This window comes from Pedococcus bigeumensis, assembly GCF_039531795.1.
Lineage (GTDB): Bacteria > Actinomycetota > Actinomycetes > Actinomycetales > Dermatophilaceae > Pedococcus > Pedococcus bigeumensis.
In genome coordinates this window covers 326,657-341,465 of record NZ_BAAAQS010000001.1, presented here as the reverse complement: position 1 = coordinate 341,465, position 14,809 = coordinate 326,657, and the positions used below count along the sequence as shown (strand labels likewise).

Sequence of the window (14,809 nt, the reverse complement as noted above, 5' to 3'; positions counted from 1 at the left end):
TCACCCGGCCCGGCCCGTCGCCCCTGTGCGCCCTGCCCCTCCGTCGCTCGTGTCCTCAGGGAGTCGTCGCATGACCGAGACCATCGAGAACGTCCAGACCCGAGGCAACCGCGAGGAACCCCTCCTGTCGGTGCGCGACCTGCGCGTCACCTTCACCCGGCAGGACGAGGAGCCCTTCGTCGCCGTCGACGGGGTCAGCTTCGACGTGCGCCCCGGACAGACCGTCGGCCTGGTCGGCGAGTCCGGCTGCGGCAAGTCGGTCACCTCGCTGGCCATCATGGGCCTGCTGCCCCAGCGCGGCGTCACGGTCGAGGGCGAGGTCCTCTACGGCGGGGCCAACCTGCTGACCCAGACCCGGGAGCAGATGCGCGACCGGCGCGGGCGCGACCTCGGCATGATCTTCCAGGACCCGCTGTCGTCCCTGAACCCCGTGGTGCCGATCGGCGTGCAGGTCACCGAGGTGCTCGAGCGCCACAAGGGCCTGTCCCGCAAGGCGGCCATGCCGCTGGCGCGCGAGATGCTCGAGAAGGTCGGCATCCCCGACCCGCTCCGACGACTCAAGGACTACCCCCACCAGCTCTCCGGGGGGATGCGGCAGCGAGCGCTCATCGCGATGGCGCTGGCCTGCGAGCCCCGCCTGCTCATCGCCGACGAGCCCACCACCGCCCTCGACGTCACGATCCAGGCGCAGATCCTGGCGCTGCTCAAGGACCTCGTGGAGGACACCGGCACGGCGCTCGTGATGATCACCCACGACCTCGGCGTCGTCGCCGGCCTCGTGGACCGGGTCAACGTCCTGTATGCCGGCCGGATCGTCGAGCGGGGTGACCGTCACCCGCTGTTCGCGTCGCCCCGGCACCCCTACACCCACGGGCTGCTCGCCTCGATCCCCCGCCTGGACGGGTCGCGTGGCGAGAAGCTCACCCCGATCCCGGGTTCGGTGTCCGACAACCTGCCCTGGGCGCACGCCTGCGCGTTCGCCCCGCGCTGCTCGCAGCCGATCGACGTGTGCGTCGAGCGCACGCCCGAGCTCGTCGAGGAGGGCACGCGAGCGTTGCGCTGCCACAACCCCGTGGAGGTGTCCCGATGACCATCAGCGACGAGATCCTGGTCGACGTCAAGGGAGTGAAGGTCCACTTCCCGATCCGCAAGGGCGTCATCTTCGACAAGACCGTGGGCCACGTCTACGCCGTCGACGGCGTCGACCTGCAGATCCGCAAGGGCGAGACCTACGGCCTGGTCGGCGAGTCCGGGTGTGGCAAGTCCACCCTCGGCCGCGCGATCCTCAACCTCGAACCCCCCACCGCCGGGTCGGTCGACTTCGAGGGCGTCGACATCGCGTCGCTGAAGGGTGAGGAGCTGCGCCACAAGCGGCAGGACATCCAGATGGTGTTCCAGGACCCGATGGGCAGCCTCGACCCCCGGCAGACCGTCGAGTCCCTGCTCCTCGAGGGCATGAAGGCACACGGCCTGGCCAAGGACGCCAAGCAGGCCAACCAGCGACTGCGTGACCTGCTCAAGGCCGTGGGCCTGCCCGCGGCCGCTCTCAAGAAGTACCCGCACGAGTTCTCCGGCGGCCAGCGCCAGCGCATCGGGATCGCCCGAGCCCTGTCGGTGAACCCGAAGCTGATCGTGGCCGACGAGCCCGTCTCGGCGCTCGACGTGTCGGTGCAGGCCCAGGTCATCAACCTGCTCGAGGAGCTGCAGGACGAGTTCGGCCTGACCTACCTCGTGGTGGCGCACGACCTCGCGGTCGTGCGGCACATCAGCGACCGGATCGGCGTGATGTACCTCGGCGCCCTGGTCGAGGAGTCCGATGCCGAGGACCTCTACACCAAGCCCCTGCACCCCTACTCGCGGGCGCTGATGTCCGCCGTGCCCGTGCCGGACCCCGTCATCGAGGACCGACGCGAGCGCATCCTGCTCACTGGTGACCTGCCCTCGCCGGCCAACCCGCCCAAGGGGTGCCGCTTCCACACTCGCTGCCCGTGGCGGCAGGAGACCCGGTGCGACACCGAGCGCCCCGAGCTGCGTTCGGTCGAGATGGAGGGGGTGCCGGCGAGCCACCGCGTGGCCTGCCACTTCGCCGAGCAGATCGCCACCGGTGAGCTGAAGATCCACGAGGTCAAGGCCCAGCTCACGACCCAGGAGGAGCGGGACGGCGACACCGACTTCATGGGTCCGGCGTCCGTCACCGAGGCGCTCTGACCGCCGACCACCACGGCAGGTATGCCGCGTGCGCACGGTGCGCACGCGGCATACCCCTCTCGGGGGCGGGTGAGGTGAGGCTGGGCTTCCGTGACAGCCGTGGACTTCCTTGCCAGAGTTGGTGTCATGAGCCGACTGCTGACCGATGAGGAGATCACGCGCCAGCTGGGAGACCTGCCAGGGTGGACCCGCGAGGGAGCCGAGATCAGGGCGAGCTACGAGGCCCCCGACTTCCCGGCCGCGATCCGGCTGGTCGACGAGGTGGCTGTCGAGGCGGAGGACATGGACCACCACCCCGACATCGACATCCGTTGGCGCACAGTGAAGTTCGCGCTCTCCACCCACTCCGAAGGTGGCCTGACGCAGCTCGACGTCGAGCTCGCCCACCGGGTCGCCCAGTCGGCCGCCCGCTTGGGGGCGTCCGCTCGTGGCTGAGGCAGTGACACAGGTCGATCCCCACGACGGCGAGCAGCACGACCAGGGCATCGGTGCCCGGCTCAACTGGCTGCGGGCCGGCGTGCTCGGGGCCAACGACGGCATCGTCTCCACGGCAGGCATCGTCATCGGCGTCGCAGCCGCGACCGTCGAGCGTTCGACGATCGCGACCGCCGGCATCGCCGGGCTCGCGGCCGGGGCGATGAGCATGGCGGCCGGCGAGTACGTGTCGGTGAGCACCCAGCGCGACACCGAGAGGGCGTTGCTGGCCAAGGAGAAGCGCGAGCTCCGCGAGATGCCGGACGAGGAGCTGGAGGAGCTGGCGCAGATCTACCAGGAGAAGGGGTTGACTCCCGACCTGGCCGCCGAGGTGGCCCGCCAGCTGACCGAGCACGACGCGCTGGGCGCCCACGCCGAGGCTGAGCTGGGTATCGACCCCAACGACCTCACCAACCCCTGGCACGCGGCCTGGGCCTCGATGTCCGCCTTCACCCTCGGCGCCCTCCTGCCGCTGGTGGCCATCCTGCTGCCGCCCGCCGGCGCCAGGGTCTGGGTCACCGCCGTGTCGGTCGTGGTGGCGCTGGCGTTCACCGGCTGGGGCAGCGCCCGCCTGGGCCAGGCACCGGTGCGGCCTGCCGTGCTCCGCAACATCGCGGGGGGGCTGGTGGCGATGCTCGTGACCTACGTGATCGGCGCCCTGGTCGGCACCCAGATCTGAGACGGGGCGGGCTCGTCGGCCCGTGCTCCGGGAACTCGTCCCGGCGACGAGACGTTCACCGGACTCTTCCCCCCACTGCTGAGGACCGGTGATCCACCCAGCCATGTCTGGCTATTGGCTCGACATTGCCCTCGTCGGAGCACTCGTGCTCCTCAACGCCGTCTTCGCGGGGAGTGAGATGGCCTTGGTCTCTCTCCGCGAGGGGCAGCTGCGCCAGCTGGAACGCACCGGCGGTGTGCGTGGGGAGCGACTCGTGCGGCTGGCCCGCGACCCCAACCGGTTCCTCGCGACGATCCAGATCGGCATCACGCTGGCCGGCTTCCTCGCCTCGGCGACGGCGGCCGTCTCGCTGGCCGAACCCCTCGTCCCCCACGTGGGCTTCCTCGGCTCGGCGGCCGAGCCGGTGGTCGTGGCCGGCGTGACGCTCGTGCTGGCGTTCGTCACCCTGGTGCTGGGCGAGCTCGCCCCGAAGCGGCTCGCCATGCAGCTGGCCCTGCCCTGGGCGCTCGCGGTGGCTCGGCCGCTCGACGTGCTCTCGACGCTCTCGCGACCGGCCGTCGCCGTGCTGGGTGCCTCCACCGACCTGGTGGTCCGCCTCCTCGGGGGCAAGTCGGAGACGACGGCGGAGGAGATCTCGGCCGAGGAGCTGCGCGACCTGGTGACCAGCAACCCCGCGCTCGACGCCGAGCAACGCGACATCATCAGCGGTGCGCTCGACCTGCACGGTCGACTGGTGCGGCACGTCCTGGTGCCCCGCGGCTCCGTGCTCTCGCTGCCCAGCGACCTGACCGTCGCGCAGGCCCGCGAGGCGATGGCCGCGGCCGGCCACTCGCGGGTCCCGGTGACCCTCGGGCACCACCTCGACCGGGTCCTCGGCATCGTCCACTGGGGCTCGGTCGTCGACGGCGACGACGACCTCGTCGGCTCGCGCGTGCAGCCGGCCCTGATGCTGCCCGACACGGTGCGCCTGTCGGATGCCCTCCGCCGCTTCCGTGAGGAGCGCCAGCAGATGGCGATCGTCGTCGACGAGCACGGCTCGGTCGACGGCATCGTGACTCTCGAGGACCTGCTCGAGGAGGTGGTCGGCGAGATCTGGGACGAGAACGACCCCGACCTCGCCGCGGCCGACCCGGGTCCCGACGGCGTGCTGACGCTGCCCGGCACCTTCCCGGTCCACGACCTGCCCGACCTCGGCGTCGAGCTCGGGCTGCCCCCGTCCGCGGACTACTCGACCGTTGCCGGGCTGGTGCTGAAGCTGCTGGGTCGGGTGCCCGAGCGGGAAGGTGACGTCGTCGACGTCGCCGACTGGACCATCGAGGTCACCGGCGTCGCGGGCCACGCGGTCACCGAGGTGCGGCTGCGCCCGCACGACGCGGAGCGGTCCACGCCGTCGTCGTGAGCACGCGGCATACGCCCGGAAGATCACCCCGATGACGCTGGACAGTCGACACGCGGCGGGTTTGAATGCACAGGTCGCCCACTGGGGCGACCAGACTGTAGGGAGTCCGCATGAAGCTTCGTCGCGCGCTGGCCGTTCTCGGCATCAGCACCGCCATGGTCGGGGGCACCACCCTCGCCGCATCAGCCATCACCGGGGGTGACCTCGACGGCAACGGCCACCCCAACGTGGGCATGATCGCCTTCTACGACGGCACCGGTCGCTTCCGCTGCAGCGCCACCCTGGTGTCGCCGACCGTCCTGGTCACCGCAGCGCACTGCACCGAAGGCACCGTCGGCAAGACCGCCGTGACCTTCAAGTCGGTCGTCGCCGAGGCGCCGCCATCGCCGCTGCCGGTGGCCGCCGACCCGGCCGCGGGCTACACCGCCGCAGAGCTCGCCGCGGCCGGCTTCCTGAGCGGCACGGCGCACACCCACCCGCAGTACTCGGACTTCACCGACCTGAAGAACTGGAACGACGTCGGGGTCATCGTCCTCGACGCGCCGGTGACCAACATCGCCCCGGCGACCATCGCCCCGACGAACTACCTCGACAAGTACACGCCCAACGTGCTGAACAAGACGCTCTTCACGGCGGTCGGCTACGGCACCGAGGTCCGCCAGGCCGAGTCCGGCCCGCAGAAGCCGACGCCGATGTCCTACCCGATCGTGCGTCGGGTCACCGATGAGGTGGGCCAGAAGCTCACGCCGCAGATCCTCCAGGTCAACGGCAACGAGAACGACCCGCGTGGCGGCGGTGGCACCTGCTTCGGCGACTCCGGCGGCCCGTCGTTCAACGGTGGCTACCAGGTGACCGTGACCAGCTACGGCTACACCTCGAACTGCCGTTACCTCGGCGGTCTGCAGCGGATCGACATCCCGATCGTGCAGAGCTGGCTCGCCGGGTTCGGCGTCGGCCACGCCTGACCCGACCTGAACGCGAACGTGGCGGCGCCCCCTGTGGGCGTCGCCACGTTCGTCGTTGCCGGGCTTGCGGGGCAGCGCGGTCACACGTCGTGCTTGCCGGTGGCGACGACGCCGACCACGGCGTCGGCCACCGCGGCCATCCTGAGGTGGGCCGGGGCATGGGTGGCGGCGAGCGCGCTGCCAGTCCCGGTCACGGGGATGGACAGGGCGACCAGGACGAGCGCTGCTCCAGCGACCCGGGGGCCACGGCGCGGGCGTCGCGCGTGGCGCGCGGCGAGCGGAGCAGGACGGGGGGCGACGGCGGCGGTGGTCATGGCACCACCGTGCTGGCCGGCCCTCCGCCCAGGGTGTGCGGCGGCTGTGGGGTCCCTGTGCCTGCCTCCCCAACCTCCGCCAGCAGAGCTTGGCTCGGTCAGCATGAGGGTGCACCGTCTACCGACCGAGGGCTCTTCCGCTAGCAGAACCTCGCGAGCGGGACGTGGCTGAGACGGGGGCCGTTCGCCGGCGTCAGCTGTGCCCTTCGGCGGCACGGTCGGGTCCGGACACCGCCCCGCGCAGCTCCTCGAACGTCGGTCCGGACCGGGAGATGGCGTCGAGCAGCCCGGCCAGTGGCCGCGGCAGGGCGGTCAGGTCGAGGGCCGCGGCGAGCGCCCCGGCCATCAGCTCCTTGCGCCCGGAAGCCGCCCCGGCGAACCGGTGGACCCGCTCGTGGAAGGACCCCTTCACCCAGGCCGGCTGCTGGGCAAGCTTCGCGAACCGCTGGGTCAGGCCGAGCTCCTCCAGCACGGTCCTGGTGGCTTCCTCACCCAGGTGGCGGACAAGCTCGTCCTCGAGGTCACGGTCGCAGACCTGGAAGCCCCACCAGGGCAGGTCGTCCGGGCTCCCGACAGCGCAGCCCACCCGGCGAAGGGCGCGAACGAAGAAGGGCGCCTCCGGGGCGTCGCACATCCCCAGGACGCGTGGACTCCCGGGGGCCGCGGCCGCGGCGAGCAGGTGGCGGCGGATGTTCGTCGCGCCGTGCATGTCGACCAGCTCGACCCCGCGCTCCTGCAACGGGAGTCCTGTGCGTTCGGCGACCACGCGCACGGCAGCGACGTCCGAGGCTCCCTCGAGCAGCACCCACACGGGCGCCCCCGGCGGGATCGGCACCGGCGCGGACACGGTCATACCGGTCAATCTGCCAGATCGCCCCGGTCGGGCGCCGCGTCATTTCCCCCTGTGCGGCCGGGGCGACCTCAGCGGGTCAGGGCCTGCCCGGGACAGGTCATGAGCACCCGGACCATGGCATCGCGCTCGGCGGGGGTGACGGCCAGCGCGTAGCGGTGCTTGACCGAGATCTGGCGCGCGACGTACGCGCAGCGGCCGACCTTGCGCGGCGGCAGCCAGGTGGCGGCGTCGCCGTCACCCTTGCGCTGGTTGGTGGGTCCGTCGACGGCGAGGAGGTTGAGCGGGTCGTTCGCGAACGCCGTGCGGGTCGCGGTGGACCACTGCTGCGCGCCCTTCTGCCACGCGTCCGACAGGGCGACGACGTGGTCGATCTGGACGGCGTTCGAGGTGCCCCTGCCACGGACGAAGGCGATCCGGTTGCCGGTGTAGGGATCGTCCAGGGTGCCCGTCAGCACCAGGCAGCCGTGGGTGCCCGCCTTGATGGTGGTGCCGGTGAGGTCGCGGCGCAGGATGTCGTTGCGGGTGTCGCAGCCGTTGCGGTCGACGTCGGCCCAGGCCTGTCCGAACAGGTCGCGGTCGTAACCGGTCCGCGGCGCCCGCCCCTTCACGGTGAGGGTGGCCAAGGTGGTGACGGCGGCCCCCGGCCGGCCAGTCGCTGCCGGGCTCGTCCCGGGTCGCGCCGAGGTATGCCGCGGGGCCGGTGCGGTCACGGAGCTCGGGCGTGCGGACGTGGCCGGGAGAGGGACATCCCCCGGCGTGGCCGGCGCCGCGGCGTCCGGCGCCGCGGGGGCCGGCGCGGGGCGCGCGGGTGTGGCCGCCCGGGCACTCGACCCGGCCGCGACGGTTGCCGGCGCGACGGACCCGGCGCTGGCAGAGGCGCAGGCCGCCAGCGTGGCGATCGCGAGCAGCGGCCCGGCCAAGGCCGGCCAGTGGCGATCGGGTCGACGGATCATGGTGAGGGACAGACACTTTCGCTCGGTGGCGGCCACGCTAGGTCGGCGCCGCCCACCCCGGGGTCGAAACCCGGCAACCCTGCCCGAACGGACGAGCCGGCACTCCCCCGCAGCTGCCCCCGCGCCGGCGCCGGCACCACGTGCCCCCGGCGCAGGACCCTGCGCGGGCCCTGCGCCGGAGCGACCAGTCTTCGGCCGGTGTCGGCCGCAGTGGGTCAGAGAGTCGTGGTGGCCACCGTGAGGGTGAGCAGCCGACTCTGGCCGCTCCACAGCGCGTACAGGCCGCCCGTGCCCGTGCCGGTCTGCGTCACCGAGGTGATCGCACCCAGCCCGCTGTTGCCGGGGCAGCCGTCGCCGACGGACGGGACGGCCTGGCCGGTCGAGGTGACCGCACCGAAACCGGTGAGGTACCACCCGGTCATCGGCCCCTGCTTGCCGCTGCTGTTGTTGCGCGCGTCGCTGCCCAGCGTCGCCTTGACCGACGAGCGCTTCGTGTTGGTGATGACGTGGTGGCCGCCCGGGTTGTCGAACTCACAGACCACCTCGTAGGTGGCCGTGCTGTCGTAGACGAACGTCACTCCCGCGACGTTGTCCTGCATGGCCTTGTTGTTCCACCCGTAGGCGCTCTGGACCTCTCCCTTGCCGACCCAGCCCACGCCACCTGCGTCCATCGTGTACGCGGACGCCGACCCGGCTGCCGCGAGCAGCAGCCCGACCCCCATCGCGGCTGCAGCCATCGTCTTCCTGAACATGAGCAGTCCCCTCGTTCGCGGGCGACCCCTGCGGTCCCCCTGCGCGCAGGATGGCCCACCCGGGCGGCTCAGGTATGGATTTGGTCAAGCGCCGGTCAGGCGATGGCCAATATGCAACTGTTCAGGCGAGGACATCCGCGACCATCGGGACAATTGGCCACGAGTGCTTCAGCTGGGGCCCACCTCGCACGGCACGGACCTCGTCCGAACGGGCGACAGCCCGCGCGAAGCGCCACCGTGCTCGCGCCCGCCTCCAGATACTGACCTCGTGGCGCGCGAGGACTTCGCGGACCTCCTCTCCAGGGCACAGGCCGGTGACGAGGAGGCCTTCTCGCGCCTCTGGCTGGACCTCAATCCCCGACTCGTGCGCTACCTGTCCTTGGAGCCCGGCCGCAACGCCGAGGACCTGGCGGCCGAGACCTGGGTCTCGGTGGTGAAGGGGTTGCGCCGGTTCCGCGGCGACGAGATCGCTTGGCGTGCTTGGGTGTTCGCCACCGCCCGGCGGCGCGCGCTGGACGACGCACGCCGTCGTTCCCGGCGACCTCGAGAGGCGCCGGGTGAGGTCCATGAGCACGCGTGGGCCGTGCCGGACCCCAGCGACGCCGTGGTGGAGGGGCTCAGCCCGGGATCGGCCCTCGCGCTGCTGTCGACCCTGCCGAGCCTGCAGGCGGAGGTGGTGGCCCTCCGGGTCATCGCGGGGCTGCCCGTCGAGACGGTCGCCGCCATGCTCGGCAAGAGCCCGGGCGCCGTCCGCGTGTCTGCCCACCGCGGTCTGCGGACCCTTGCCGCGGCGCTGCGCAGCCAGGGTGTAACGCACTAGCCGAGATCGGCGCTTCACCCGGTGTGACGACATTCCTCACTGGTGACCCCGGCAGCAGCGACGAGTACGAGCTCTCGGACACAGAGGTCGACGCCATGCTCAAGGGGCACCGCCCGCTGGGAGGGCCGCCCGAGGTGCAGCGGGTCGCGGACGCGATGAACGCCCTGACCTCGCCACCCGAGCGCGCTGAGCTCGGGGGCTACTCCGGGGCCATGGCCACGTACGGCAGCGCCTTCACCCGGCGTCGGTCCCGGCGGGTCGCGATGATCTCCGCTGTGGGTGGGCTCAGGGCGCTGGCGTCGGCCGCCGGCGCCGCCGTGGCACTCGGCGGCGTCGCGACGATCGTCCTGGCCTCCGGTGCGATGGGACCCGCCCACCAGAGCGTGGCCCCGCCGGTCGCGGCGACCAGCTCGACTCAGACCACGCCGCCGCAGGCCGACGCGACGGGCACCCCGGTCGGTCCCGACGCCTCGGGGCCGGCCGCGTTCGGGCTGTGCAACGCGTGGACCAACCACCAGGCAAAGGACGACGACAAGCCCGGCACGTCCGTCGCGTTCCGCAACCTGGCCGAGGCAGCGGGGGGCGAGGCCAAGATCGCCGCCTACTGCGCCAAGGTCCCCCACCCCGGCTCGTCGAGCACCACGCGCACCCCCAAGGGCACGGCGAAGCCCAAGGGCAAGGCGACCTCCACGGCGCCGAAGCCCGGCAAGGCTCCGGCGACCCCACCCGGGAAGGCGAGGAAGGGCAGCGGCGGGAACCCGCGCACCCCAGGCGCCGGTCCGACCACGACCACCCCGCCGACTGCGACCCTGACCCCACCCGGGCCGCCGGCCACCCTCCCCACGAGGGCCTCATGATCCGCCGCCCCGGCCAGGGAACGAGCGCCACCCTTCGGCGCCGACTCGGGGCCGAGCGGTCGGATCGAGGCGCGGTCGCGGTCACCGTGGCGGTGATGATGGTGGTCCTGGTGGGCATCGGGGCCTTCACCCTCGACTTCGGCCTGTCGTACGCCAGCACCCGCCAGCTCCAGACGGCCTCCGATGCCGCGGCGCTGGCGGCCGCGAACGTCTTCGCGGACAAGACCGGCAGCTGCGCGACCATCCTCGCCACGCCTGCGTGGACAGCTGAGGCAGCCAATGCCGCGTCCGCCATCCGCGAGGACAACCGGCCGGGGAGCACCGAGGCCGGCTACACCGCCTCGTGCACCGCCAAGGGGTCCATCCAGGTCAGGTACGTGTCGGCCGGGTCGACGCCCAACCTGCTCGGCGGGATCTTCGGTCACAGCGGCCCCTATGCCACCTCACGACCTGCCACGGCCATCGTCTCCGCCCCCTCCGAGGCCGTCGGGGTCCGGCCCTACGCGGTCTGCGGGAGCCAGCTGCCCACGGTGCTGCCGTCCACGGTGTTCCAGATGACCCTTCCCTCGACCGGGAACAGCCTGTGCCCCGGCGCCAGCAGCAGCGGCAACTGGTGGTCCATCGACTGCCCCGAAGTCGGCAGCAACAGCAACACCTACCTGGGCACGGCCACCGAGTTCGGTTGCACCGACCCGGTGTCGATCGTCCCCGACCAGTCCCCCCGCACCGGTTCCGCACTGCGCACCTTCCTCGAGGGGAGCTGCCCGGCCAAGTCCAGCTCCTGCCTGGGAGCCAACAGCGGGAACCTGGGAGGCACGCCCATCCTGCAGGCCTGGAACTCCCTGGTGAGCTCCCACAAGCACATCCTGCTGCCGGTGTTCTGCGGGGTGCCGCCCTGTGACCAGGCGGCCGTCGTCAACGCCGGCGGCAACAACGCCATCTACCCCGTCCAGGCCCTGCTCGGAGTCGTCGTGTGCGGCTACCACTTCGGGGGCCAGGACAGCACGGCGCTGGGCATGACCGGGGAGTGCGCCGGCCCGACCAACAACCCCTCGTCCCTGACCCCCTCGACGGGTGGGAACCAGGACAACTACCTCCTGCTCAAGGCCGTGAAGATGAGGGTGGCCGGCTCGAGCGACGAGAGCGACTGCGCGCTGGGCAGCACGTGCGACCTGCAACAGCGGCAGGTCTACCTCATCGAGTAGCTCAGCCGTCGGCGCCGGGATCGCTCCGGGCCCGACGTCAGATGAACAGCAGCTGGGCGCCTTCGGTCTTCTCGATGAAGTCGCTCGCACTGATGATGGCCTCGACCTCGTCGTAGAGGTCGTCCTCGGTCAGGTGGTTCATGTCGGCGGACATCCGGCAGGCCCACAGGTGACCCCCGGAGGCGACGATCTGCTCGAGGAACTCGGGGACCTCCGGGACGTCGAGGTCGGCGATCGACTTCTTCAGCTTCGACGTGGCCATGTGGGTGATTCCGGGGATCCCGCCCAGGCCCTGTGGCATGTGGGTCGCAGTGTTCCCCAGCGGGGTGAACTTGAGGTCGCTCATGGTCTTCTTGTTGATGATGTCGAAGCCCCAGAAGGTGAAGAACATGTGGGTCTCCACGCCTTCACCCAGGGCCGCGTTGGCCAGGATCAGACCCGGGTAGGCCATGTCGAGGCTGCCCTTGGAGCAGATGATGGCGAGCTTGCGGCCCTGGGCCGACGGGGCGTCGAAGTCAGGGATGATGGCGGGTGCCGTGTCGGCGGTGGTCATGGCGGACCTTCTCTTTCGTCGGGGGTGTGGCAGGGACTCAGACGCAGCCGTGCGGCTTGGGCAGGCCGGCGATGTAGGCCATCTTCTTGGCGGGCTTCTGGGGGAAGAGCTGGAAGAGCGTCTTGGTGGGTATGCCGCCCGCGACGGTGACGCGGCGCAGCGTGGGGGTCTCGCCCTGGGCCGCGAAGTCCTGGCGCAGGAAGCGGATCGCCTTCCAGTGCTCGTCACCCAGGTCGATCCCGATCTGGCTGGCCAACGCCGTGCCGAGGGCCTCGTCCCACTCGTCGGGGTCGGTGAGGAAGCCCTCATCGTTGACGTGGACCTGACGGCTGTCGATGGTGGTCACGGGCATGGTGCTCACTCCTTGTCTGTTGCGGTGGCTGGAGGCTGGTCGGCCGGGGAGACCTTGCCCGCCATGGACATCAGGGCCGGGAGGGGCAGTGGGCGGCCCGGGAGCAGGACGTTCCAGTAGATCCAGCGGAACCCCAGCTTCCCCAGGTGGTTGGCCCTGGTCTCCTTGAGCAGGCTCATCGGGCCGACGACCGGCAACGGGTACCGTCCGGGCAACGGCTGGGTGTCGTAGTTGAAGTCGATGAGCAGCCCCTTGCCGTTGCCGGACTCGACGAAGCAGTTGGCATGACCGTCGAAGGAGCGGGTCATCGGACGACCACGGATGAGGTCGAGGACGTTGTCGACGAAGATCTCGACCGAGAAGTGCGCGACCGATCCGGCCTTCGATGCAGGGATGTTGGACGCGTCACCGACGGCGAAGATCTCGCGGTGCTTGGTCGACTGGAGGGTGTGCTTGTCGACCTGGACGTAGTTGAGCTCGTCGCCCAGCCCTGAGCGGGCCACGAAGTCGGCACCCATGTTGAGCGGGATCGTCACGAGCAGGTCGAAGGGGATCTCCCGCTCGTCGTAGGAGACGATCGCCTTCTTCTCGTTGTCGACGCGCTCGATCATGAAGTCGGGTTCGACGAGGAACTTGCGCTGGTCGAGCATCGCCCCGAGGTGCTGCGCGGCGATCGGCTGCGTGAACGCCTCGGACAGGGGGGTGACGTAGACCAGCTCGACGCGGTCGCGGACTCCTCGTTCGCGCAGCCACGAGTCGGCGAGGAACGCGAACTCCAGTGGCGCGACAGGGCACTTGATGGGCATCTCGGTGATGTGGACGACCAGCCGTCCGTGGTCGAACGACCTCATCGCGGCGGCGAGGGCCTTGGAGCCCTCGAAGGAGTAGAAGTCGAACACGCTCTTGCGCCACTGCTCACCGAGCATTCCCGGGGTCTGGTCCGGCCGCGGCGTGGTGCCGGTGGCGATCACCAGGTAGTCGTAGTCGAGGCTGCGCCCGTCCTCCAGGCGCACGGTCCTGGTGTCCGCGTCGACCCGGTCGACCTCACCGAAGACGAGGTCGACCCCGTCCGGGATGAACGCGTGCCGCTTCCTGACGATCTGCTCAGGGGTGTAGGTGCCGAACGGCAGGAACAGGTAGCCGGGCTGGTACCGGTGCTCGTCGTCGCGGTCGACGACCGTGATGTCCCACTCGGACGAGGGCAGCTTGCGCCGGAGCTTGTTCACGATCATGGTCCCTGCCGTACCGCCACCGAGCACCAACAGCCGTCGCATTTCGTCCCACTCCTAGGTCGGGTCCTGTGGTTCCGACGTTAGGGAGAGCTGCTACAGGACCACAGGGCACAACGTCCCCCGAAGACCGCCGGGCGCGGCTCGGCCCGGGAGTGGCCGGCTCAGAACAGGGAGGGGATGCTGCTTGCCGCGGTGTACGCCGCGACGCCGACGAGCAGGGCGGCGAAGGCTCGCGTGAGTTGGCGGTGTGGGACGCGGGAGGCGATCCGGCCGCCGAGCAGGCTGCCGACGATGGCGGCGGCGGTGAAGGCGGCGATCAGCCGCCATTCGAGATGCGTCCCGGCGACCGAGACCCGCGCGGCCAGCGCGGTGGCACTGTTGACGGCGATGACCAGCAAGGAGGTGCCGACCGCGACGGGCATCGGGAACCCCAGGGCCAGGACGAGGGCGGGGACCAGGACGAATCCGCCACCTACCCCGAAGAAGCCGGTGAGCAGGCCCACCACGGTCGCGATGACCACGAGCTTGGCCAGTCGTGGGCAGGCGCAGGTCAGCGGATGCAGGGTGAGGAAGGGTTCCGCCGTCGGGTCCTGGTGTCCGCTGGGGTCGCCCGGGCGCAGGGACCGTCTCAGCATCAGGGCGGCCACGACGAGCATCAGGCCGGCGAACGCAGTCAGCAGCACCTGCGCGGGGACGTGGGAGGACAGCGCGGACCCGGCGAAGGAGCCGGCGGTGCCGAGCGCCCCGAACATGAGCCCTTGGACCGAGCGGACTCGCCCCGCGCGAGCGTGCGGGACCAGCGCGATGAGCGAGGTGGAGCCGACGATCAACAGGGAGCTGGTCGTGGCTGTGCGGGGATCCTGGTCGAGCAGGTAGACCAGGGCCGGGACGGTCAGGATGGACCCGCCACCGCCCAGGGCGCCGAGCGCGAGGCCGATGACCAGCCCCAGGGGCAGCACCAGTGGTGACACGGACGTGGCGGTGTGGTGCCGGGTCAGCTACGCCCGAACAGCCGTCCGAGGAAGGATCCTCCCCCGGCCGCGGCCTTCTCGGCGTCGCTGTGGCCGGCGCAGCGGTCGGCGCGCGGCACGCCGGCCATGACCTGGTCGACGTGCTGGCCGCAGCCGGCCCAGGTGGTCTTGCCGCAGACTCGGCAGGTGGCAGGACGGCACATGAGGTTCTCCTTCGAGGGG

The 14,809-nt window shown here is 71.2% G+C and carries 18 protein-coding genes; 9 read left to right on the top strand and 9 right to left on the bottom strand.

The annotated features are described in order from the left end of the window. The first annotated feature begins 70 nt into the window (after positions 1–70). From ABD262_RS01705 to ABD262_RS01680, 6 genes are all read left to right on the top strand, one after another. Positions 71–1,090 (top strand): ABC transporter ATP-binding protein, encoded by a 1,020-nt coding sequence (locus ABD262_RS01705; protein WP_344130184.1) that lies wholly within the window; start codon positions 71–73, stop codon positions 1,088–1,090. Then, positions 1,087–2,208, top strand: coding sequence for an ABC transporter ATP-binding protein (locus ABD262_RS01700; RefSeq protein ID WP_344130181.1), 1,122 nt, complete (start codon positions 1,087–1,089; stop codon positions 2,206–2,208). Before ABD262_RS01705 ends, ABD262_RS01700 begins: the two co-directional genes overlap by 4 nt. 126 nt (positions 2,209–2,334) lie before the next feature. Beyond that, complete coding sequence (locus ABD262_RS01695; RefSeq protein WP_344130178.1) at positions 2,335–2,643, top strand: 4a-hydroxytetrahydrobiopterin dehydratase; 309 nt, start codon at positions 2,335–2,337, stop codon at positions 2,641–2,643. 4 nt (positions 2,644–2,647) lie between these two features. Continuing rightward, positions 2,648–3,361 (top strand): VIT1/CCC1 transporter family protein, encoded by a 714-nt coding sequence (locus tag ABD262_RS01690; protein ID WP_344130175.1) that lies wholly within the window; start codon positions 2,648–2,650, stop codon positions 3,359–3,361. Positions 3,362–3,464: 103 nt separating this feature from the next. Continuing rightward, complete coding sequence (locus tag ABD262_RS01685; protein ID WP_344130172.1) at positions 3,465–4,760, top strand: hemolysin family protein; 1,296 nt, start codon at positions 3,465–3,467, stop codon at positions 4,758–4,760. A 110-nt stretch (positions 4,761–4,870) separates the two neighbouring features. Next, on the top strand, positions 4,871–5,725 hold the full coding sequence (locus tag ABD262_RS01680; protein ID WP_344130169.1) for a trypsin-like serine protease: 855 nt from the start codon (positions 4,871–4,873) through the stop codon (positions 5,723–5,725). Between the two features lie 80 nt (positions 5,726–5,805). On the opposite strand, the gene ABD262_RS01675 is transcribed toward ABD262_RS01680, so the two are convergent. The 4 genes from ABD262_RS01675 to ABD262_RS01660 form a co-directional block, all read right to left on the bottom strand. Then, positions 5,806–6,039 (bottom strand): hypothetical protein, encoded by a 234-nt coding sequence (locus ABD262_RS01675; protein ID WP_344130166.1) that lies wholly within the window; start codon positions 6,037–6,039, stop codon positions 5,806–5,808. A 193-nt stretch (positions 6,040–6,232) separates the two neighbouring features. Continuing rightward, positions 6,233–6,892 carry a TOPRIM nucleotidyl transferase/hydrolase domain-containing protein gene (locus tag ABD262_RS01670; RefSeq protein ID WP_344130163.1) on the bottom strand — a complete coding sequence of 220 codons (660 nt, stop codon included), beginning with the start codon at positions 6,890–6,892 and terminating at the stop codon, positions 6,233–6,235. A 68-nt stretch (positions 6,893–6,960) separates the two neighbouring features. Next, positions 6,961–7,845, bottom strand: a complete 885-nt coding sequence (locus ABD262_RS01665) for an HNH endonuclease family protein (protein ID WP_344130160.1) — start codon at positions 7,843–7,845, stop codon at positions 6,961–6,963. Positions 7,846–8,060: 215 nt separating this feature from the next. Continuing rightward, positions 8,061–8,597 (bottom strand): hypothetical protein, encoded by a 537-nt coding sequence (locus ABD262_RS01660; protein WP_344130157.1) that lies wholly within the window; start codon positions 8,595–8,597, stop codon positions 8,061–8,063. 268 nt (positions 8,598–8,865) lie between these two features. Between ABD262_RS01660 and ABD262_RS01655 the strand changes: the two genes are divergently transcribed. Genes ABD262_RS01655 through ABD262_RS01645 form a run of 3 tightly spaced genes read left to right on the top strand, consistent with a single transcriptional unit; the run spans position 8,866 to position 11,479 of the window. Further along, complete coding sequence (locus ABD262_RS01655) at positions 8,866–9,417, top strand: RNA polymerase sigma factor (protein WP_344130154.1); 552 nt, start codon at positions 8,866–8,868, stop codon at positions 9,415–9,417. A gap of 23 nt (positions 9,418–9,440) precedes the next feature. After that, positions 9,441–10,274 (top strand): hypothetical protein, encoded by an 834-nt coding sequence (locus ABD262_RS01650; RefSeq protein WP_344130151.1) that lies wholly within the window; start codon positions 9,441–9,443, stop codon positions 10,272–10,274. Beyond that, entirely contained in the window at positions 10,271–11,479 is a 1,209-nt protein-coding gene (locus tag ABD262_RS01645; RefSeq protein ID WP_344130148.1) for a pilus assembly protein TadG-related protein, read from the top strand. The genes ABD262_RS01650 and ABD262_RS01645 overlap by 4 nt, the downstream gene beginning before the upstream one ends. Positions 11,480–11,516: 37 nt before the next feature. On the opposite strand, the gene ABD262_RS01640 is transcribed toward ABD262_RS01645, so the two are convergent. From ABD262_RS01640 to ABD262_RS01620, 5 genes are all read right to left on the bottom strand, one after another. Next, complete coding sequence (locus ABD262_RS01640; RefSeq protein WP_344130145.1) at positions 11,517–12,032, bottom strand: DsrE/DsrF/DrsH-like family protein; 516 nt, start codon at positions 12,030–12,032, stop codon at positions 11,517–11,519. A gap of 37 nt (positions 12,033–12,069) precedes the next feature. Continuing rightward, a complete protein-coding gene (locus ABD262_RS01635; RefSeq protein WP_344130142.1) occupies positions 12,070–12,384 on the bottom strand; it encodes a TusE/DsrC/DsvC family sulfur relay protein in 315 nt (104 codons plus the stop codon). 5 nt (positions 12,385–12,389) lie between these two features. Beyond that, a complete protein-coding gene (sqr, locus tag ABD262_RS01630) occupies positions 12,390–13,658 on the bottom strand; it encodes a type III sulfide quinone reductase, selenoprotein subtype (RefSeq protein ID WP_344130139.1) in 1,269 nt (422 codons plus the stop codon). Between the two features lie 119 nt (positions 13,659–13,777). Beyond that, on the bottom strand, positions 13,778–14,587 hold the full coding sequence (locus ABD262_RS01625; RefSeq protein ID WP_344130137.1) for a sulfite exporter TauE/SafE family protein: 810 nt from the start codon (positions 14,585–14,587) through the stop codon (positions 13,778–13,780). A 23-nt stretch (positions 14,588–14,610) separates the two neighbouring features. Further along, entirely contained in the window at positions 14,611–14,790 is a 180-nt protein-coding gene (locus ABD262_RS01620) for a hypothetical protein (RefSeq protein ID WP_344130135.1), read from the bottom strand. Positions 14,791–14,809: the final 19 nt, after the last annotated feature.